Raw genomic sequence first — 21758 nt, forward strand, 5'->3', positions numbered from 1 at the left:
TAGTAAGAAGGAGGATTACTTATGAATAATAAAAAGATGAATATACTTATATTTAGTGGAGAATATGATAAGGCATTGGCTGCTTTAATACTAGCCAATTCTGCAAAAGAAATAAATATTGATGTAACTATATTTTTCGCATTTTGGGGACTTCTTCTAATTAGAAATCCAAACAAGATGTCCGAAGAGGATAAAAGTACATACGAAAAGATGTTTGCAAATATGACGCCAAAAAGTATAGAAGAATTGCCATTATCCAAAATGAATTTTGCAGGTATGGGTAAAAAGATGTTAACAGAAATGATGGAGGAAAATGATACTCCTACGTTAACTGATTTTCTAAACGGAGTTATCAATAAAGGCATAACTATGCAAGCCTGTAAACTATCCTGTGAAGTAATGGGATTTAAAAAAGAAGAGCTGATTGATGAAGTAACTATAGTTACAGCAGAAGAATATTTAAAAGATGCAATTGATTCTGACATACAGTTGTTCATTTAATAGAGTCAAAAGAAATTTTGACTCTATTTCTTTATCTTTAATTATATACTAGTATAATATATACTAATATTATATAAGGTCATGTGAGGAGGTATATATGTGGACAAGTGTTCTATATTAAATAAAAATTTACCTCTTTTAGATGAAATAAAAGCTTTGAAAGAGGTATTTTGGTTAAACAATAATTACCATCGTTTTGATGATGTAGCAGAAAGCCTACCTTTATCGCACGAAGATGTATTAGATGCAGAGGAAAGGTTAAAAAGATTTGCTCCTTTTATAAAAAGAATTTTCCCCGAAACTAAGGATGGAATTATAGAATCATCTATATCATCTGTTGAAAATATGAAAATAAGAATGGAAAAAGATTTTAATAAAAAAATCTATGGAAGACTAATACTCAAAAGAGATGATTCTCTTCCAATTGCAGGTTCAATCAAGGCTAGAGGTGGCATATATGAGGTTCTAAAGCATGCAGAAACTTTGGCTATGGATAATGGGAAATTATCCATTAATGATGATTACTCTGTTTTAGCAGAAGATAAATTTAAAGATTTCTTCTCACAATATACAATTCAGGTAGGTAGCACAGGGAATCTAGGGTTAAGTATAGGTATTATGAGTGCTAAGATAGGTTTCAATGTCAAAGTACATATGTCAAAGGATGCTAAACAGTGGAAAAAAGATCTTCTAAGGAGCAAAGGCGTTGAAGTAGTGGAATACTCTTCTGATTATTCTAAGGCTGTTGAAGAAGGAAGGAAACTCTCAATGGATAATCCCACAAGTTATTTTATTGATGATGAAAACTCTAAAGATCTATTTCTTGGGTATTCTGTTGCTGGCAGCAGGGTCAAGAAACAATTAAATGATATGAATATAGTAATAGATGAAAATCATCCTCTGTTTGTATATCTTCCATGTGGCGTTGGAGGAGGCCCAGGTGGAGTAGCTTATGGATTGAAACTTGTATTCAAGGACAATGTCCACTGTTTCTTTGCAGAACCCACCCATTCACCAGCTATGCTATTAGGGTTAATGACTGGATTACACGACAAGATATCTGTAGGAGATATTGGTCTAGATAACAAAACTGAAGCTGACGGATTAGCCGTAGGACGCCCTTCTTCATTTGTAGGTTTTATGATGGATAAACTATTAAGCGGAGAGTTTACTATAGATGATAATAGATTATATAAATTCTTAGTAAACCTTGTAGGCGAGGAAGATATATACCTAGAACCTTCAGCATTAGCAGGATTCTTAGGCCCAATCCTTATATCCAACGAAAAAGGAGAAGAATACTTAAAGAAACAAAATCTATTGGATAAGAAAGATAACATAACCCATATGTGCTGGGCAACAGGCGGAAGCCTAGTTCCTGAAGATATAATGGAGGAATACTACAGAAAAGGGAGATACTTTTAGAACTTCCTTTTCATATATATCCTTTCAGAAACTCGCATTGATAAATAGTATATTATTACTGATATCGGTAAAAAGTACATGTTTATTGTATTGATATCCATACTCATTATTTTTTCCAGATATCCTGTACCTTCTAAAACTTTCATAAGCTTACTTACAATTCCTGGTCCCGTCATTACCAATACCCATATTATAGCATTAAAGCTTCTTATTCCTTCCCCCATCCTAAAATAAATAGGATAATATATGGAATAAAATAATAATACTATGTTGGTTACAAATATAATGCTCCATATATCTGCACTTTTACCACCTTCTATAATTCCTAATAGAGATATGATATTTGTCCATAGGACTATAACACCACATCCTACTATTATGAATATTATAAGAGCTATATATTTACCTCTAACAATATTTTTTCTATCGATTGGCAAGCTATTGAGTATTATTTCAGTCTTATACTTGTCATCATATCCATTGGTATAAATCACTGAAACAAATATCAATATATTCATACCTAGTATATAAAACAAACTAGCAGCTAGATAATTAGAAACTGAAAGCCCCATACCAGCAATAAATAATGCATAGATTACTATGAAAATATTCATTTTTTGAGCTAGCTTTATATCTTTTAATATTAAATTAATCATAATATCACTCCTATAAATCCCTATTCTTATATAGTCTTATGGATAATAATAGAGAAAGTATATACATTACTACAGCGACCAGCGGGATATTAATATATTTCAAAAATCCTATCTGATTTAGAAGCGCCTTCTCACCTACTGAGGATATATTAGCTACTGTGATGAAAAAGGATATAAATATAATCATCTGAACTATCTGTGCTATCTTAGGTTCAAATCTGAAATATGCTGGAAAAACTATAGATGTAAATATCATTATTATAGGGATAGCTTGAAGAATCATTTCCAAATTGAAATAATCCACAGTTGCTAAATTTAAAACATTAATTATCCACAAATAGACCCCAACATACACAATAGATATAGCAAAGTAAATAAATGTAGTTATATATTTATATAAAACCACTTCTAATCTACTAATAGGCAAGGAATTCATAATATATTTATACTTTCCGGTAATATCATAAGCAAAAGGCGTTATTGACATTAAATAGGTATATGCTACCAGTATTACAAAGTACATGAATCCATCATTATAGGAATCTACGATAAATAACAGCAGAGGTATATAAAATAACAATAAAAATATCTCCTCCCTACTTGACAACATTAGAGTCAGATCTCTTTTCAATATTCCTAACACTTTTCTACCTCCTCACACTATAAACCATTATGTCTTCTAAAGTAGCTCTTTCTATCAGTATTTCGTTCCCGAACATTTTCCTTATCTTTCCCATATTATCAGTTAGCCCTTCAAATCCAACTTTAGTCTCCCTTAATCCTATGAACTCCTTTCTTGTATTTGTATCTAAAAGGTCTAATCCACCTTTTACTATTCCGTAACTTTGAAGAATTTCATCCTTAGATTCTGAAAATACTATCTTGCCTCTATCTATAAAGGTAATATAGTCAGCAATCTTTTCCAAATCTGTTGTTATATGAGTTGAAAAGAATATACTCTTATTATCATCTTGGATTACACTGTATAGAATATCCAATATCTCTCTTCTAAAGACCGGATCCAATCCTGAAGTTGGCTCATCCATTATTATAAGGTCTGCATGATGGGATAGTGCAACTGCTAATGAAAACTTCATCTTCATGCCTTTGGATAAGGTCTTTATCTTGGCTTTAGAGTTTAAATCAAATTCCTTAATATAGTAGTTAAACTGATTATCATCCCATTTAGAATAAAAAGATGCTACAATATTCTTCATCTGTTTGATAGTTAAATGTTCGTAATAGTGATTCTCATCATATACAAAACCTATCCTATTTTTTATTTCCTTCTATTTTGTCAATACTTTTATTATTTTATTTGACAATTGTTGTTTTGCTAATTATAATTCAATTATTAAAACCATCGAGGTGAGACTTATGAAAATATCTACTAGGGAAATGATACTAGTATCTTTGTTTACAGCATTAACTGCAATTGGAGCGTTCCTAAGTATACCAATTGGTGATGTCCCCATTACACTTCAAAGTATGTTTAGCTTATTAGCAGGCATTTTACTTGGTCCTAAACTAGGAAGTCTGTCTCAAATTTTATATGTGCTTTTAGGACTTTTTGGAGTTAGGATTTTTGCGAATTTTACTGGAGGCCCTCAATCTATTTTTAAACCAAGCTTTGGATTTTTAATTGGATTGATCTTTGCTTCATATATAGTAGGCAAGATTGTTCATAAGAACAAATCTGATAATATTAAAAGTATATTTTCTGCCAGCTTACTGGGAACTTTTATCATATATTTATTTGGAATTCCCTATATGTATTTGATGTTGAACTCTGTATTGGGAAAAGGACTTGATTTTTTTACGGTTTTGAAAACTGCATGTCTAATCTTCATCCCAGGCGATCTGTTTAAAGCTATATTATCATCCTTTGTTGCATCCAAGCTTGTTAAAAGAATATGGTATAATAGCAATTAAAGGAGGGGATTTTTTATGATTTGTGTTACTGGCAAGCAAATGAAAGCAGTTGATAATTACTGTATAAAAAAGCTAGGAATTCCTGGAATAGTTCTTATGGAAAATGCAGCTCTAAAAGTACTGAAGAATATAGATTTGGATAAATTCAACTCGTTTACAATTGTATGTGGAGTTGGAAACAATGGAGGAGACGGACTAGCTATTGGAAGACATCTGATTGCAAATGATAAGAATGTAGAAATATTTCTTTTAGGAAATATCAATAAAGGAAGCAATGACTTTAATACAAACTACAATATACTTAAAAACATGGGATTAGAAATAAAAGACATTGATACGAAAAAGGACATAAATATACTTATAAGTTCATTAAAGAATTCGAATATGACTATTGACTCTATATTCGGAACAGGCCTTACAAGAAGTGTAGAAGGGCTATATAAAGATGTGATTTCAGCTATAAATAGTAACAGCAAATACGTACTATCCATAGATATACCTTCCGGCATGGATTCTGACACTGGAAATATTCTTGGGATTTCCGTGACAGCTAATATGACAGTAACTATGCAGCTTATGAAGAAAGGATTGGTTAATAATTCTGATTACACTGGAAAAGTAATTGTAGAACCAATTGGAATGCCTAAAATTGCAATTGAAAATGTAATAGGTCAAATATAAACTGGATGTAGTTTAATGACGTATTCGTTCCGATCGATGACAATGCCATCGATCGGAACGAATGAATCTCCTAGATACTTTATCTCTTATTCTATACATATCCTTTAATTCCCCGAATCGATATTTCCCCCGAAAATACTTTCTCAATTTTGTCATCTTCGTATCTAATAACTAACTTACCTTCATTATCTATATCTAGAACTTTCCCTGTCTTTTCTTCATTGCCCTTAATAATACGAACTTCCCTATTTATTAAAATCGATTGTTCCCTTGATATCTTAATAGTTTCTGATAAATCATCCTTTTCCTCAAATGGAATATATAAATTTTCAAAATAGTTTAGTATGGAAGCCAGTAGCTTACTTCTATCTATCTCTGTTCCTGTTGTAATCTTTAAAGATGTAGCCTTATCTTTTAACTCATCATTAAAATCATCTTCATCTAAATTTACATTCATGCCTATTCCCATGATTACATAGCTGATCATATCCCTTTTATAGTTCATTTCAGTAAGTATGCCACAGACCTTTTTGCCACCTATTATAATATCATTTGGCCATTTTATATAGGATTTAATCCCCATATTCTTAAGAGCCTTGCTTATAGCAGCAGCTCCAATTAGAGTCATCTTAGGTACTTTATCAGGATTCATATTTGGCTTTAATATGATACTGACCCATATTCCTTTGCCTTTTGGAGAAGCCCAATTTCTACCAATCCTGCCTTTACCTTGAGTTTGTTCTTCAGCTATTACTATTGTTCCCTCTTCTTTTGAATATGCAATCTCCTTTGCCTTTATATTAGTAGACGGAATACTATGGAAATATTCTATATTTTTACCTATGAAATTAGTTTTTAGATATTCCTCTATATCGATTTTATCTGTCATTGAATCACATCCTTATGGTTTTTTATACGGTAAAAAAGACCATCCTTACATATATTTTATTATATATTTTATTATATATTTTCATTAGTATAAATAATAGAGTATAATATTAGTATAATATAAATTGAAATGATACTGGGATTGTTTTCTACACAAATTAATGGTGCATTGCACATTAAAACTCGGAGGTGAATATTATTAATAAATTATTAAAGTCTACAACAACTTTTTTACTTATAATATCGGTTTTTCTAATCTTCCCCATTATTGTGAATGCAGAAGAGGATTTATCTATTTCAAGATGGATAATTAACTCGGAAGTTATGGAAAACGGCGACTTGAAAATTGTTGAGGATATTTCATTCAACTTCAACAATGATTTTAACGGAGTTTTTAGAGATGTTGTGTTGAATGATACTAATGGAATAGATGGTATTCAGGTATCAGAGCTTGTTCAGGGCAATGAGGTGAATTATACTAGAGTTGACGATGCTAAAAAAGGGGCCAAAAATGTATATATGCTAATCGACGATGAAAAAAACGTCAATATCCAAATATTCTCCCCTTCTGAAGATGAGCAAAAGACATTCCGCATTAGATATACTGTAAAAAATGTATCTGTAAAGTACAACGATACAGGTGAATTATATTATAAATTTCTAGGAGAAGAAAATGATACTCCTATAGACTTCTTCGGAGTAAATATCAAATTACCTCAAAATATTACTGATAATGTGAAAATCTTTGCTCATGGGCCATCCAATGGAACTATTAATTTTGGTCAAAATAATACTGTTAGAGCAGAAGCAAGCGATATATCAAAAGATACGTTTGTCGAAGTCAGAATACTATTTCCAGCAAACTTCATTCCTGGTTCTACTAATGTAGTGAATAGGGATGCATATGACGAAATTATAGATGAAGAGCTATCCTATGCAAGGAAGATTGAACAAAGGGAAATCAAAAGAGAAGAAAGAAAGGATTTATTTAACAATATATCTATTATTCTTTCTGGATTGTTGGCTGTTATTATAGGTTTTATATTTAATAAATTCAGAAGAAATAAAAATATATATGAAACTATCGATACAAATCTCTATCAAGAGTATTCATCACCAGCTATAGCAGCTTTATTATTAAATGGTACTATATCATCAACTTCATTAATAGCTACTATTTTTAATCTAGCACGAAAGGGTTTTATTCATATTGATGACAAAGGCGAATACAAGAAAAGGACCAATAATTTTAAATTGACTCGTTTGGATAAGTCAACAGCTTCTCTATTAAAACATGAAAAATACCTATTGGAATGGTTGTTTGATGAAATTGGTGATGGAAAATTTATAGAGACAAAAGATATAGAATTCTACAGCAAGCACAACTCCACTGATTTCCATAAAGAATATAATAGATGGACTAAAATTATAAATGAAGAAGCCAAGGAGAAAGGATACTATGATAATAGCAGTAAACCTTTTGGTATATTTCTGCTGATTATCTCTATAATCACATTCGTAATTTCCATAGTTTCAATAGTATTTGAAGCTTTTTATGGAGCCTTGCTAATCTTTATATCTCTATTTGCTTTTATATATTCAATGATATTGCTTACAAGAAAATCTGACTACGGATATATTGAAACAATAAAGTGGAAAGACTTTAAAAAGGATTTAAAACAAAGGAGCAAATCATTAAATATAGATGATTTATCATTCTCATTAGACGAAGCATTGATATATGGTTTAGCTTTAGGTGTAGGTTTTGATTCATTGAAGAAGTTTCAACCTCTCACTGCTCAAAGTTATATGCCAAACTATTGGATGTATTGGTTCTTCTTTACAAACTCAAATGGGAAAAATACTTTTGAAAATAGCATAAATAAGTCCTTTACAAATACTGGTGCATCCACCGGATCTGGTGGAGGATTTTCCGCTGGAGGTGGAGGTGGAGCCGGAGGCGGCGGTGCTGGAGGGTTTTAATAAATGACAGAAAATAAAGGATGCAGAGGTCTCCTTGCTGAGACCTCTGCACCCTTTAGACTACAGTAAATCTTTTAATTCTCCCTTTGTTCTATATGAAACTTTTTGCAACTCTCCTATATTTTTGCTTCCTGTTAATAACATTATAGCTTTTAGTTTGTACGTTAAATCGTCTATATATTTATTGGCTTTTTCATATCCACCTTCTATTAGTATTCTCAGTATTTCGCCACTAATACCTACCATATCAGCCCCTATGATTAAAGATTTAGCTATATCCATGCTCTGTCTTATGCCTCCACTTGCTATTAAAGTCAGATCCTTAGCAACACTTCTACACTGGATCAGACTAAGAGCTGTTGGGATTCCCCATGAGTATATGTCCTTAAAATCCATTTCTTTATTTCTTTTATCTTCTATTTCAATAAAATTAGTACCACCTTTGCCTGAGATATCTATATACCTTACCCCTTCATCATACAATCTTTGGGCTACATCCTTTGATATTCCAAATCCTACTTCCTTTACTATTACAGGTTTTTCTATACTCTTCACTATCTTTTCAATATTATTCAATATCCCCTTAAAATGTCTGTCTCCTTCTTTCATTACCAATTCTTGAGCAGGATTTAGATGAAGTTGAATAGCATCTGCATCTAATAAATCCATAGATAGCCTTACATCTTCTAAAGATGCAGAAGCATTTAAATTTGATAAAACCACACCATCTCTTCCGACTATCTTTCTGACTATCTTAAATGATTCATAGCTTTCCACATCCTTCAGTGCTATAGTTTGAGATCCTACTGCTATTGGAACATTGTAATTTGCGGCTATTTTTGACAAATTCCTATTTATTTCCTGGGAAAATTCAGTTCCTCCTGTAATAGCGTTTATCATTATAGGATATTTAACATTTTTCCCTAAGAATTCTATTTTAGTATTGATTTCATCAAAGTTTAACTCAGGTAAAGAATTATGTTGTATATATACATCCTCAAGTAAAGTAGCATTTTCATAAATGGACTTTAAATATTGTTCAATATGTTGTTTTTTTCTATCTTTTCTTATTAAGTCTTCTGTCATATTATCCTCTTCTCTATCTACCTAGTACAAAATTGCCAAACATCTCTTCTATCATCTGTTTTGTTTCCTCTTCATAAGGTATGAAATAGGAAAGCCCATTTATAGTTGGAGTTTCACCTTGCAATCTAGCCATCTCCACATTATCTATACTTATGTCATTAATAGTTGGTATACCTTTTAATGCTGCAGTTATTGGTATATTAGTATCCACATAATTAAAATAGGTATTTATCATTTTAGGTAGTTTAGTAATATTTTTAGGTCTTAATGTTTGTTTTATAAATTCTTTCAAAAATAGTTGCTGAGCTTCTACTCTGCCTAAATCACCTTCTGGATAGGATCTAAATCTTAAATATTCCAAGGACTTATCTCCATCAAGAGTTTGCTGTCCTGGTTGTATATCTATTAATAATGGAGGATTGTCTGCTGGATCTCTATAGTACATTCTCCTTGGTACATCAATGTCTACTCCACCAATAGCATCTACTATTTCCTTTACTGCTCTATAGTCTATTGTTACATAGTATTCTAAATCTATACCTAAAAAATCTTTAACAGTTTTTACTGCTAAATTAGGCCCTCCATAGGAATGTGCATGGTTTATTCTTTCCTCTGAACCTCTACCTCTTATATTAACTCGTGAATCTCTTGGTATGGATAACATTGTAATTTCTCCAGTTTCATAGCTGAATTTACAGAGAATCATAGTATCTGTTCTCAGATTTGTTTTTTTATATCCATTTTCATCTTCTTCCATCTCCTTTATCTTTTCTACGCCACCTACACCATATTGGTCATCTACACCCATTAGCAAAAACAGTATTTCACCCTTTTTTTCTATTTCCTCTGCTTTTTCTTTATCAGATTCGTCTCCTCCTGTAGATATTACAGTATCTTGATTTAGTACATAATGACCTATTATACCAAATATAGCTGAAAATGCTATTAAAGATATTAAAAATGCACTCCAAAATTTATTTCTCATCTTATTACCTCCTAAACGTGGTAACCTATATCTTAAATAATACTAAATATTTACACACTTTTCAATTAAAATAAAGTTACAATTTAGTTAGCTTTAAAAAAGAGCAGGTTTATGAAATCTACTCTTTTAATCAGTTTTTATCTCTCCCGCTTTTATCAATGACCTTTTAGTAATCAAGGGCCCAAAAAGTTCAAATACTATTGTTCCTGCAAGTACTATGGTCCTAACTTGTACTCCATATGGAGCTGGTAAAATATTCTGAGCAATCATTGATAATCCAATAGCTACCCCTGCTTGGGGTATTAACGTGAAACCTAAATATCTTCTTACTGTCATTGGAGCATTACATATTCTTGCTCCTAAATATGAACCAGAAATTTTACCTAATACTCTAAATATTACATAGACAACTCCTATCATGCCAACAGTTCCTAATACCGATAGATCAAGTTCTAACCCTGAAATGGTAAAGAAAGCAGCATATAAAGGTGGAGTGAATCTATCTACTATCGTAAAAGCGTTCTTAAAGTTTGGAATTACATTAATCAATGTAGCTCCTACCATCATGCAAGCAAGAAGTGACGAAAGATTAAATCTTATAGAAATTGCTGCTGTAGCGAAAATAATAGCAATAATTATAGATAATAATTCTGTTTCTCCTTCTACTCTCTTAATAAGTAGAATAAGAAGAATTCCCATCAAAAGTCCTAATAGTAATGCACCAATAACCTCGATTAATGGCATTACAAGCATATTTACTATTGAAATTGTATTAGTATTACTGATTAGTGCCCTTGCTATAGAAGCGGATATTCCAAAAGCTATTACACACACAGCATCGTCCATAGCTACAACTGGTAATAATGTATCAACTACATCTCCCTTTGCCTTATATTGTCTTATTACCATGATTGTAGCTGCTGGAGCAGTTGCTGTACCTATTGCCCCTAATACAAGTCCAAAAGAAACTGGTTGCCCAGCTATAATAGTTATTGCTAATATTACAAATACCATGGCTAATAGCGACTGTAATACAGTTATTAAAATAATACCTTTGCTCATCTTCTTTAGGTGTGCTAAATTAAATTCGCTACCTATGTTATAGGCTATAAAAGCTAAAGCCACTTCAGATATTATACTGAATTGGCTCACTACATCCTTAGGTATTATATTGAAAAGGGATGGTCCTATTATTAATCCTGCTACAAGATACCCTGTTACATTTGGTAACTTCAATTTAGAAACTATTTTAGACATTATAATTGCTACTAATAGTACAATAGCTAAATAAAATAATATGTTCATTTTATGTTAATTCATCTCCTTATTTTGTCAAACCTTCTACATTATTTACTGGTACTGTAAACATAATACCTGTGTTTTCTTCACTTATGTTTGGTACCGCTCTTCTTACACATTCCATTGCAATAGGTATTTTATCATCAGATAATACCATTAACAATGTCTTATTAATAGGTCTATTTTCATTTAATATATTTTTTAGCGACCCAAACAGCGGTATTTCAGAATGCTCATCTACTAATGCTCTAACCATACCCATACTATCAAGGATGGTTCCACCTCTGATACCGTGGTTGCTTAATTCTAATAATAGGTCATCTAGCTTTTGTACTCTGTTTAAAACTACTACTAGCATTTGCATCAATATTCACCCCCTACATAATAATACTCCTGTAGATGAAATTTTTCAAATCTTATTTTACAGAAACGTAAGGATTATCCTTTATATAAAATCTATAGAGATAATCCTTTGCCTCTTCGGCATAGTCTATTCCAATTCTTGTGGTTTCAACTATACTGAAGTCTTCTTCTATTCCTTCCTCCAAATACAATATATTCCCACAGAGGTCTATACCATTTAGCTCTTTGTCTATATTAAATGCCATGGTAAGTTTTCCTGGGCCATTGGTCAAATTTCTCTTTTTATATCTATTTAATTCCTTGTAAGGCTTTCTAAACCTATATAATGACATTTGCTCTATGCTCTCCATAGGCTCTATCCCTCTTATAAGAACTGCTTCTGGTATTCCCTTTCTTTGAGTAACTATGTTAAAACAATAGTACATTCCATAAATCAAATAGACATAAGCAGCACCTGAAGAACCATACATGGTTTCAACTCTTTTTGTTTTTTTCCCACCATAGGAGTGAGCCGCCTTATCTTTAAGTCCTAAATAAGCCTCTGTTTCTACAATTTTTCCCTTTAATACATTTTCTCCTGTATTATGAACCAATATTTTACCTAATAACTCCTTTGCTACTATAATTGTATCTCTACTATAAAAATCTCTGTTTAGTTTCATGCCTTCACTCCTTATTCTATTCTTATCTGTAGTATACACTAAAAATAGTAACATAATAAGAAGATCTTGTGACAAAACGTTAAAGGTAGCTCTTTTTGAAACTCATTTACGGAAAGTTCTAAGATTAAAAAAAGGTATAGTTCTGAAATTAGAACTATACCAAGATTAGTTTATTTTGTATCTTCCTTTGTATTTTCCAAAGTTGCGATGGCTTCGCTATGAAGTTCCGGTGTTTTAGAGAACACATTTTCATCTATAATATTTTGATTTTGTACTATAATATCAATATATTTTGAAACTATAGTAGATGTTATGGTATCCTCCATTTTACTTACTTCTTTGTAACTAGATAAAACTTCATTCTTTATTGTTTTAGTTCCATAATCATATATTGGAGTATTAGGTGCTCCTTCTAAATAAATTCTTAAATATTCTCCATAAATTCTCAATACTTCTTCATTTTTTACGCTCTTCGGATATTGTTTAATATAATTTTCTGTATCAATAAGCCTTTCTGTTAATTCATCAAAAGAAATTGACATTTCAGCATCCAACATTTTAGGTTTATTGGAGTCCATTGATTTAATATTGATGTATTCATCTATTTCATCTGGTAAATAATCGCTATATACTTTTAATGCTTCATAATCAATTATTGGATAAAAAGCACCTTCCATATTAACTAACTTATATTTACCTTTTATTATCCTATCTACTAGTTCTTTTAATTTTACATTTTTTATATTTTCAGCTTTCTTTTCTTTGAAAAACAATTCACTTTGTGAAAGTCCTAATAATTCCATTTGATTATCTTCCACAAACAATTGATCTGTATACTCTTGTATATATTTTTCTTGAACTTCTTCTAATATTAATACTATCGCTACAGCTTCTTCCTCTGTTGCATTCTTTATGTTTTTATCTATAAACTGTACCAATGTATAAGGTTCATTATCACTTTCTACTATATTCTTGAAGTCTTTAACCAACCCCTCCTTCTCTTTCTTATTGAAATCTGATTGTGAGCTTTCCAATGCATTATATATTATGTCATCGTTTTGTTTCAGAGCTTCATTTTCACAACCTATAGCAAAAATACCTAGTAGCAAACCTATAATCGAAACAATAATTTTCTTATTCATATAATTACCTCTTTCATTTTGATATATTTTCCACTATTATTATACCTATAGGATTAATTATATATCCTTTTGTAATAATATATCAATTATCCCACCGAAAGTCGTTACAAATGAGTTACAAAATCAAACTGACAAGCTATAATTAGCTTGTCAGTTCTACAACTTATTATTATTATATTTTATTTAACTTTTAGTGTCAAAAGCTTTTAATGAAAATTCCTTTTTTTCCTCTATATTATCATATGCGGTTGAAAGCATTAACTTTATTCTATTTAGTTGATTTACCTCACTAGCTCCTGGGTCAAAATCAATAGGTACTATATTAGCTTTTGGATATTTATCTCTGATAGCCTTTATCATACCCTTACCGGTAATATGATTTGGCAAACATCCAAAAGGTTGAACACAGATCACATTTTCTGCTCCTCTACTAATAAGCTCTATCATTTCAGCTGTTAACAGCCAACCTTCTCCATATTGATGCCCTAATGATATTAATTCCTGTGCCTTTCCAGCCAATTGTTGTATAGTCATAGGCTCCTCAAATCTATTACTTCTTCTCAATGCTTCTCTGGCATATTTTCTATAATATTCTATATATTTTACTGCAATATCTCCACCTATTTTGGGAAGTACACCTTTTGATAGATATTTATGCTTAAATTCACCATTATAAGAGGAATATAGTAAGAAATCAGTTAAATCAGTAACCACAGCCTCAGCACCTTCTTCTTCTAATAATTTAACTATTTGATTGTTAGCTTCCGGATGATATTTAACCAATATCTCACCAACCACTCCTACCTTTGGTTTTACTAAATCTTCATCTATTTCTAATTCGTCAAAATCCTTAACCATTGCATTTATATTTTTTATATATTCTTTCTTATTCCCAATTTCACTTGCCTTGGCACATTTATCTATCCAATGTTGTGCTAACAAATTTGCTGAACCTTTAATTTTCTCATATGGTCTTACTCTATAGAGCATTCTCATGATAAGATCTCCATAATGAATTGCCATTACAGACTTCTTTAAAAGATCTAAAGAAAGCTTAAATCCTGGGTTTGTTTCGATACCTTGAGCTGACACCGCAATGATTGGAACACGCCCATATCCTGCATCCTTAAATGCCTTTCTCATAAATGCAACATAATTGGATGCCCTACATACTCCACCTGTCTGCGATATCATCACTGATACATTATCTAAATCATATCTACCTGATTTTAATGCAGCCATAAACTGTCCAACTACCATAATTGATGGATAACACGCATCGTTATTTACATATTTTAAACCTTCATCAATGGATTTAGTGTCCACTGAAGGTAACACTTCTAGATTATATCCACAAGATTTAAAAACTGTTTCCAACATTTTAAAATGTATAGGAGCCATTTGAGGCATCAAGATAGTATGTCTTTCCCTCATCTCTTTAGTAAACTGAATTCTTTCTGATGCTTTAAATTTTTTATCCAGTCTAAAGCCTTTTTTATCCCTTTCCTTTAAAGCAGCCTTCAGTGATCTTAGTCTTATCTTTGCAGCTCCTAGATTACTAACTTCATCTATCTTAAGAACTGTATAAATCTTTCCATACTGACTGAGAATTTCTTCTACTTGATCTGTTGTTACTGCATCTAACCCACAACCAAATGAATTCAATTGTACTAATTCTAAATTTGCTTGCTGAGCTACAAAATTTGCTGCTCTATACAATCTAGCATGATATACCCATTGGTCTAAAACTCTCAAGGGTCTCTCGGTTTTACCTAAATGAGCTATTGAATCCTCGGTTAAAACAGCCATACCTAAGGAAGTAACCAATCCAGGTATTCCATGATTAATTGCCTTATCAATATGGTAAGGCCTACCTGCTAATACAATCCCCTTTATCCCTTCTTTTTCAATATATTCTAAAGTTTCTTCTCCTTTTCTCTGTATATCTTTTGTATATCTAATTCTTTCTTCCCAAGCTTTATCAGCAGCTGATTTGATTTCTTTTGCAGAAATGTCAAATCTCTTAAATTCCTCAACTAATCTTTTTCTTAGTCTTTCCTTATCATCAAAACTTAAGAAGGGATTCATGAATAATATATCTTCGTTCTTTAATTCTTCTACATTATGTTTTATTACATCAGGATAACCTATTACCACAGGGCAATTAACATTATTATCAGCTTCTAAATCCTCTTTTCTATCATAGAAGATTGAAGGATAAAATATAAATTTAATACCTTTCTCAATTAACTCCATAATATGTCCATGAGTTATTTTAGCCGGATAACATGCTGTTTCGCTTGATATAGAGCTAATCCCTCTTTCATAAGTCCCTCTAGTAGACTCTGCAGATAATTCTACTCTATAACCTAATTCTGTGAAGAATGTATGCCAAAATGGATAATGCTCATACATGTTTAATACCCTTGGTATTCCAACTACACCTCGTTTAGCTTCTTCCGCTGCTAAAGGTTCATAATCAAATATTCTGCCATACTTATATTCAAATAAATTTGGAATCCTCTCTTTACCCTTGTCTATTCCGGCACCTTTTTCACATTTGTTTCCAGTTATATATTTTTTGCCATCTTCAAATATATTTATAGTTAACAAACAGTTATTGCCACAACGGCCACATCTAGCTTTTTTAGCCCTATATGAAAAGTTATCCAAATCTTCCTTTGAAAGTATAGTAGATTTTTCCCCTTCTACACATCTTTCTTTGGCTATTATAGCTGCCCCCAAGGCACCCATTAATCCCGGAATATCCGGTCTTACAACCTTTCTTTCAGATAATAGTTCAAAACTTCTAACAATAGCATCACCGTAGAAAGTTCCTCCTTGGACCACAATGTTCTTTCCTAATTCTTTAGGATCTCTTATCTTTATTACTTTTTGCAATGCATTTCTAATTACAGAAATAGAAAGTCCGGCTGCTATATCTCCAATTGTAGCCCCTTCCTTCTGGGCCTGTTTTACCTTTGAATTCATGAATACAGTACATCTAGAACCTAAATCAACAGGGTTTTCTGCTAAAAGTCCTGCATTTAAAAAATTCTCTACAGACATATTTAATGAATGAGCAAATGTTTCCAAAAATGAACCACATCCAGAAGAACATGCTTCATTTAAAAGTACGCTATCTATTACACCATCTTTTATCTTCATACATTTCATATCTTGTCCGCCAATATCTAATATAAAATCTACCTCTGGTTGAAAAAAACAAGCTGCTTTGTAGTGAGCTATAGTTTCAACTTCTCCTATATCGATATTCAATGCAGCCTTTATAAATTCTTCACCATATCCAGTAATGGCTGAGTATGTTATCATCTCTCCTTCTGGTAATTTTTCATATATATCTTTTACTATTTTAATTGTTAAATCCAAAGGTCTACCTTTATTATTTCCATAATAACTATAGAGGATATTACTGTCTTCATCTATTAGAATGGCCTTAGTTGTGGTAGATCCTGCATCTATCCCTAAAAAAGCTTTCCCTTTTAAAGCAGTAATATCCTTATATTTCATCTTATGATTTTCGTGCTCTAATCTGAATTGTTCTAACTCATCCTTGCCCATAAATAATGGACTTATATTTTTAATCTCTGACTCTATAGGTTTATCAAAATCTCTTAATCTATTCCTTAATTCTTCAAAGCTCAATGGTTTTTCATCTATTGAAGCAATTGCTGCACCTATAGCAACAAATAATTGAGAATCCTTAGGAAATATTATCTCGCTATCCTTTAACTCTAAAGTCTCTATGAATCTATCTCGTAATCCTGACAAGAAATATAACGGTCCGCCTAAAAAACCTACTCTGCCTTTTATAGGTCTACCACAAGCAAGATTTGAAATAGTTTGATTTACTACAGATTGAAATACGGAAGCCGCAATATCCTCCTTTGAAACCCCTTGATTAATCAAAGACTGAACATCAGTCTTTGCAAATACTCCACATCTTGAAGCTATAGAATATATGGATTCATGATTCAAAGCAAGCTTATTTAATCCTTCAGCATCCGTTTCAAGCAAAGATGCCATTTGATCTATAAATGCACCAGTTCCTCCAGCACAAATGCTATTCATTCGTTGCTCCACATTTCCATCTAAATAGGTTATCTTTGCATCTTCCCCTCCTAATTCAATTGCTACATCAGTTTCTGGTATGAATTTTCTAATTGCTGTTGTAGATGCTACTACTTCTTGTATAAAAGGAATTTCTAACCATTTATGTACAGAAAGTCCTCCTGAACCTGTAACCATAATGGATATAGCTTCGTTTTTAAATCTTCTATATGCATCCATTAATACTTCCTTAATACTGTTTCTAACATCTGAATAATGTCTTTTGTAAGTACTATATATGGTATCATAAGAAGAATTCAAAGCTACGAGTTTAACAGTAGTAGAACCAACATCTAAACCTAAATGTATATTTATCATATCTTTTGCAGTATACCTGCTATACCTCCTTAACTTGTTCTATATATAAAATAAAAATTGATTTCTATCATAAAATAGTTTTGAGAATTATATCACAGTTAATATTTAAATACAAATGTCGTTAATATCTTGATTATCTTTCTTTAATTATATTATCATGTATCTATATTATACTATAAATTTTGTTTGTTAGAGTATATATCTTTTCATAATAAACATATTAATACCAATATTAATAAACCATCACAATAGATATGCAAACACGTCTAATATTATAAGCATTATTACATATCTATTGCAATAATTTTATCTGCTCTTTAATATAATACTTATGATCCTATTACAAAAAATTTTATCAAAATATTCTTTATAAATCAGATGCTGTTTTATATATATTTATTCGTTCTTCTTCATTAATCATTCCAGATATTATATGTACTATTAATAAAATACCCGGAATATTTATAGCTAATCTAGTTAATGCAAACTCAAACCCTAAAAATGTTGACTCGAATAAGAATAAAGGTATTTTTGTGGTAGACCAAGCACCAATAAATATTAATACATTTGAAAACTTAACTCCTTTTTTCATAAATACAGCTGCAACTGGAAAGGCTCCATATAATGGACCAGCTGCTGCAGAACCTAAGAGAAAAGATAATAATATTCCTATTAGCCCAGAATCTTCCCCCATATATTTTGTCATAGTTTTCTTTGGAACCCATACATCCAATAATCCAAGTAAAATAAAAATAGGAGGTATTATAACTAACATTTCCTTAAAACTATATGCAATAGTATCAACAGCCTTCATCCCCACTTCTCTATTAATGAGTATTATTAACAATGTTAGTATTAAAGTACCAATAAAAAATGAGTATCTTTTTATTAATTTCATCTATCCTACCACCTTTCCAATTATAAAAGCAACTATAAAAGAAAATATAAATGCTAATCCATTTCTTAAAATAGATACTTTCTTGCCAAAATACTTAATTTCTACAGGCATAGTAAATATTCCCACCATCCTGATGAACTACCTATTAAAGAACTTATGGTCTCAGGATCAAGGTAAGCTATCATTATTCCAATTAAAGTAATTACTCCTAAAAATTGCGGCAAAATGTTTTCGAAAGCTTTCCAAGCCTTTTCAAGAGATTTCTTTGTTTTATCTCTATCCTTATAAAAAGATAATAAAATCAAACCAATAGTTGCTAAATATAAAATTTTGCTTTGCATTTCTAACCTCCTAGACTTTTATTTATTCTTTTGTTTTTTCATAATAATTTAAAACATGTTCTATAACCGATCTTCTATTTTCAAGAAAACCAATTAAATTTTCCAATTCTTGTTCCCCTTGAGATGTAATATTATAAACTCTCTTTTTGGGTCCTTGATCGCTATCCATCCAACTAGATTCAACTATCTTCTGGCTTTCTAATTTCCTCAAGCAACGATATAAGGTACCTATATTGATGTTTTCCTCATTAAACCCGAAAGTGGATAACTTTGTCATAAGACCATAACCATAATCCATTCCTTTTTCTTTTAATAAGCATAATAAACAAGCTTCTAAAATTTTACCTCCACCATTATTTCTTCCGTTATGACATACCTTCCTATTCAAATAATCACATCCTTCAAAGCTATAATGAATTATCTATATGCATAATGTATATAGTGAATATGTATATAGTAGCATAATTAATCTTTGATGTCAATAAATATAAAATCTTTTTAAATATTTTACCTATCTCCCTTTACAAATCAGGTTTCAGTAGCTATAATGTTAGTATACCCCTGTATAGTATATTGTAAATATAGAGGAGATTTTTTATGAAAGATTATTACATTAAAACTAATCGTACTTTTACAAATATTAGAAAATATGCATGGATATTTACGATATTGGTAGCAATTGGTGGTTTATGGGAACCAAAGCTAGGTTTATTTGTTGTATTTATTATGATTGGATTAATAATTACTGCATTTTTTACAGGTAGATACTGGTGTGGAAACTTTTGTCCACACGGTTCTTTGTTTGATAAAGTTCTTATGCCTATAAGTTTAAACAAAAAAATTCCTAATTTCCTAAAATCTAAGCCTTTGTCTATAAGCTTTTTTATATTTTTCACATATAATTTCTCTAAAAAGGTAATAAACGTTTTTAGCCTATGGGGTTCTTTGGATTTTTTTGATAAATTAGGAGCCATATTTTCTAATACCTATTTAATAGTTTTAGTTATAGGAGGCTTTTTTGCTGTATTCATAAATCCGAGAACATGGTGTCAATTCTGTCCTATGGGTACGATGCAGAAATTATCGTATATCTTAGGAAAAATAACAGGAGTTAACAAAAATACTGAAAAAAAGATTACTATTTCAAATAAAGATATGTGTTATACTTGTGGAAAATGTTCAAAAGTTTGTCCTTTTCAATTGGCACCCTATCTGAAATTTTCAGAAGATAACCAGTTTGATAACATTGACTGCATAAAATGTGCTACCTGCGTTGAAAATTGTCCAGCAGATATACTATCTTTAAAAACAAAAAAAGAAACTAATATATAATATAAAAAAGCCCATAATTATGGGCTTTTTTATATTAAAAGCAAAATACAACACATTTTCTAGGTATACATATCACTTGACCTATTTGTAAGTTCTCTGGATCTATTCCTGGGTTTGCATTTATTATGGACTGTATGCTTACATTAAAACGTTGTGCTAACATAAAAAGTGTATCTCCAGCTCTTATGGTATAGTAAAATCCGTTTGGACAAGGTGGCATTGGATGCATTCCTCTTGGTATACAAATCACTTGCCCTATTTGCAAGTTCTCTGGATCTATCCCTGGGTTTGCATTTATTATGGACTGTACGCTTACATTAAAACGTTGTGCTAACATAAAAAGTGTATCTCCAGCTCTTATAGTATAGTAAAATCCGTTTGGACAAGGTGGCATTGGATGCTTTTTCCTTGGTATACATATTACTTGCCCTATTTGCAAGTTCTCTGGATCTACCCCTGGGTTTGCATTTATTATGGACTGTACGCTTACATTAAAACGTTGTGCTAACATAAAAAATGTATCTCCAGCTCTTATAGTATAGTAAAATCCGTTTGGACAAGGTGGCATTGGGTGCTCTTTCCTTGGTATACATATTACTTGCCCTATTTGCAAGTTCTCTGGATCTATCCCTGGGTTTATTCTCTCAATTGCTTCCACAGTTGTATTATATCTTTTAGCTAAAAAATATAGGGTGTCTCCCGATTTGATTGTATACGGAAAGCTTTTAGGTGGGCATTTTTTCCTATCATCATCCTTTCCAGTCATATTAATCACCTTTCTTTCTTATTATTATTTGCATTATATACTATGCGTGAAAGATAAAGAATGTTAATAAAAGGAGCCTAAGGCTCCTTTTATTTTAAGAAGTTGGTATACATATTAGTTGCCCTATTTGAAGTCTATTTGGATCTACTCCTGGGTTCGCTCTTATTATAGCATCTACACTTACTCCAAATCTTTGTGCTAATAGAAAGAATGTGTCTCCAGCTCTTATACTATAGAGAAATCCATTTGGACAAGGTGGAGTTGGAGTACCAGGTCTTGGTATACAAATCCTTTGCCCTATTTGAAGTCTATTTGGATCTACTCCTGGGTTCGCTCTTATTATAGCATCTACACTTACTCCGAATCTTT

The 21758-nt window shown here is 31.3% G+C and carries 22 protein-coding genes; 6 read left to right on the plus strand and 16 right to left on the minus strand.

Annotated elements, in window-relative coordinates; genetic code table 11:
• Window positions 1-21: 21 nt before the first annotated feature.
• Window positions 22-501, plus strand: a complete 480-nt coding sequence (locus tag K8M07_RS11185; RefSeq protein WP_223378910.1) for a DsrE/DsrF/DrsH-like family protein — start codon at window positions 22-24, stop codon at window positions 499-501.
• A gap of 99 nt (window positions 502-600) precedes the next feature.
• Complete coding sequence (locus K8M07_RS11190; protein ID WP_223378913.1) at window positions 601-1926, plus strand: D-serine ammonia-lyase; 1326 nt, start codon at window positions 601-603, stop codon at window positions 1924-1926.
• Here the strand turns inward: K8M07_RS11190 and K8M07_RS11195 are convergent.
• From K8M07_RS11195 to K8M07_RS11205, 3 genes are read right to left on the minus strand one after another with little or no spacing between them, the layout of a single operon-like run.
• Entirely contained in the window at window positions 1923-2582 is a 660-nt protein-coding gene (locus tag K8M07_RS11195; protein WP_223378915.1) for an ABC-2 transporter permease, read from the minus strand. The genes K8M07_RS11190 and K8M07_RS11195 overlap by 4 nt on opposite strands.
• 10 nt (window positions 2583-2592) lie before the next feature.
• The gene (locus tag K8M07_RS11200; RefSeq protein WP_223378917.1) at window positions 2593-3225 is read right to left on the minus strand and encodes an ABC-2 transporter permease; all 633 of its coding nucleotides are present in this window, start codon (window positions 3223-3225) and stop codon (window positions 2593-2595) included.
• Between the two features lie 4 nt (window positions 3226-3229).
• Window positions 3230-3865 carry an ATP-binding cassette domain-containing protein gene (locus tag K8M07_RS11205; protein WP_223378948.1) on the minus strand — a complete coding sequence of 212 codons (636 nt, stop codon included), beginning with the start codon at window positions 3863-3865 and terminating at the stop codon, window positions 3230-3232.
• Window positions 3866-3959: 94 nt separating this feature from the next.
• On the opposite strand from K8M07_RS11205, the gene K8M07_RS11210 reads away from it, so the two are divergent.
• Both K8M07_RS11210 and K8M07_RS11215 read left to right on the plus strand, forming a co-directional pair.
• Window positions 3960-4514: a biotin transporter BioY gene (locus K8M07_RS11210; protein WP_223378919.1), complete on the plus strand. Its 555-nt coding sequence runs from the start codon at window positions 3960-3962 to the stop codon at window positions 4512-4514.
• Window positions 4515-4529: 15 nt separating this feature from the next.
• A complete protein-coding gene (locus tag K8M07_RS11215) occupies window positions 4530-5195 on the plus strand; it encodes an NAD(P)H-hydrate epimerase (protein ID WP_223378921.1) in 666 nt (221 codons plus the stop codon).
• Window positions 5196-5286: 91 nt separating this feature from the next.
• Here the strand turns inward: K8M07_RS11215 and K8M07_RS11220 are convergent, their stop codons facing one another.
• Complete coding sequence (locus K8M07_RS11220; RefSeq protein ID WP_223378923.1) at window positions 5287-6084, minus strand: biotin--[acetyl-CoA-carboxylase] ligase; 798 nt, start codon at window positions 6082-6084, stop codon at window positions 5287-5289.
• Window positions 6085-6353: 269 nt separating this feature from the next.
• Between K8M07_RS11220 and K8M07_RS11225 the strand changes: the two genes are divergently transcribed.
• Entirely contained in the window at window positions 6354-8066 is a 1713-nt protein-coding gene (locus K8M07_RS11225; RefSeq protein WP_223378950.1) for a DUF2207 family protein, read from the plus strand.
• Window positions 8067-8126: 60 nt separating this feature from the next.
• On the opposite strand, the gene fni is transcribed toward K8M07_RS11225, so the two are convergent.
• The 10 genes from fni to K8M07_RS11275 form a co-directional block, all read right to left on the minus strand.
• On the minus strand, window positions 8127-9152 hold the full coding sequence (gene fni, locus K8M07_RS11230) for a type 2 isopentenyl-diphosphate Delta-isomerase (protein WP_223378925.1): 1026 nt from the start codon (window positions 9150-9152) through the stop codon (window positions 8127-8129).
• A 13-nt stretch (window positions 9153-9165) separates the two neighbouring features.
• The gene (locus tag K8M07_RS11235) at window positions 9166-10137 is read right to left on the minus strand and encodes an LCP family protein (RefSeq protein ID WP_223378926.1); all 972 of its coding nucleotides are present in this window, start codon (window positions 10135-10137) and stop codon (window positions 9166-9168) included.
• A 126-nt stretch (window positions 10138-10263) separates the two neighbouring features.
• Entirely contained in the window at window positions 10264-11442 is a 1179-nt protein-coding gene (locus K8M07_RS11240; RefSeq protein WP_223378928.1) for a cation:proton antiporter, read from the minus strand.
• Window positions 11443-11461: 19 nt separating this feature from the next.
• Window positions 11462-11800 (minus strand): hypothetical protein, encoded by a 339-nt coding sequence (locus K8M07_RS11245; RefSeq protein WP_223378930.1) that lies wholly within the window; start codon window positions 11798-11800, stop codon window positions 11462-11464.
• A gap of 52 nt (window positions 11801-11852) precedes the next feature.
• Window positions 11853-12461 (minus strand): DNA-3-methyladenine glycosylase, encoded by a 609-nt coding sequence (locus K8M07_RS11250; RefSeq protein ID WP_223378932.1) that lies wholly within the window; start codon window positions 12459-12461, stop codon window positions 11853-11855.
• A gap of 170 nt (window positions 12462-12631) precedes the next feature.
• Window positions 12632-13603 carry a hypothetical protein gene (locus K8M07_RS11255; protein ID WP_223378934.1) on the minus strand — a complete coding sequence of 324 codons (972 nt, stop codon included), beginning with the start codon at window positions 13601-13603 and terminating at the stop codon, window positions 12632-12634.
• A gap of 183 nt (window positions 13604-13786) precedes the next feature.
• The gene (locus tag K8M07_RS11260; RefSeq protein ID WP_223378952.1) at window positions 13787-18049 is read right to left on the minus strand and encodes an acyl-CoA dehydratase activase-related protein; all 4263 of its coding nucleotides are present in this window, start codon (window positions 18047-18049) and stop codon (window positions 13787-13789) included.
• Between the two features lie 370 nt (window positions 18050-18419).
• Window positions 18420-18950: a permease gene (locus tag K8M07_RS11265; RefSeq protein WP_223378936.1), complete on the minus strand. Its 531-nt coding sequence runs from the start codon at window positions 18948-18950 to the stop codon at window positions 18420-18422.
• 101 nt (window positions 18951-19051) lie between these two features.
• Window positions 19052-19291, minus strand: a complete 240-nt coding sequence (locus K8M07_RS11270; RefSeq protein ID WP_223378938.1) for a hypothetical protein — start codon at window positions 19289-19291, stop codon at window positions 19052-19054.
• A gap of 22 nt (window positions 19292-19313) precedes the next feature.
• A complete protein-coding gene (locus K8M07_RS11275; RefSeq protein WP_223378940.1) occupies window positions 19314-19679 on the minus strand; it encodes a PadR family transcriptional regulator in 366 nt (121 codons plus the stop codon).
• Between the two features lie 209 nt (window positions 19680-19888).
• On the opposite strand from K8M07_RS11275, the gene K8M07_RS11280 reads away from it, so the two are divergent.
• Window positions 19889-20623 (plus strand): 4Fe-4S binding protein, encoded by a 735-nt coding sequence (locus K8M07_RS11280; protein WP_223378942.1) that lies wholly within the window; start codon window positions 19889-19891, stop codon window positions 20621-20623.
• A 34-nt stretch (window positions 20624-20657) separates the two neighbouring features.
• Here the strand turns inward: K8M07_RS11280 and K8M07_RS11285 are convergent, their stop codons facing one another.
• A complete protein-coding gene (locus K8M07_RS11285; protein WP_223378944.1) occupies window positions 20658-21389 on the minus strand; it encodes a LysM peptidoglycan-binding domain-containing protein in 732 nt (243 codons plus the stop codon).
• Between the two features lie 94 nt (window positions 21390-21483).
• A partial coding sequence (locus K8M07_RS11290) for a LysM peptidoglycan-binding domain-containing protein (protein ID WP_223378946.1) occupies window positions 21484-21758 on the minus strand: 275 nt, incomplete at its 5' end.

Origin of the sequence: Schnuerera sp. xch1 (assembly GCF_019931165.1) — a bacterium.
Lineage (GTDB): Bacteria > Bacillota > Clostridia > Tissierellales > Tepidimicrobiaceae > JAIOUP01.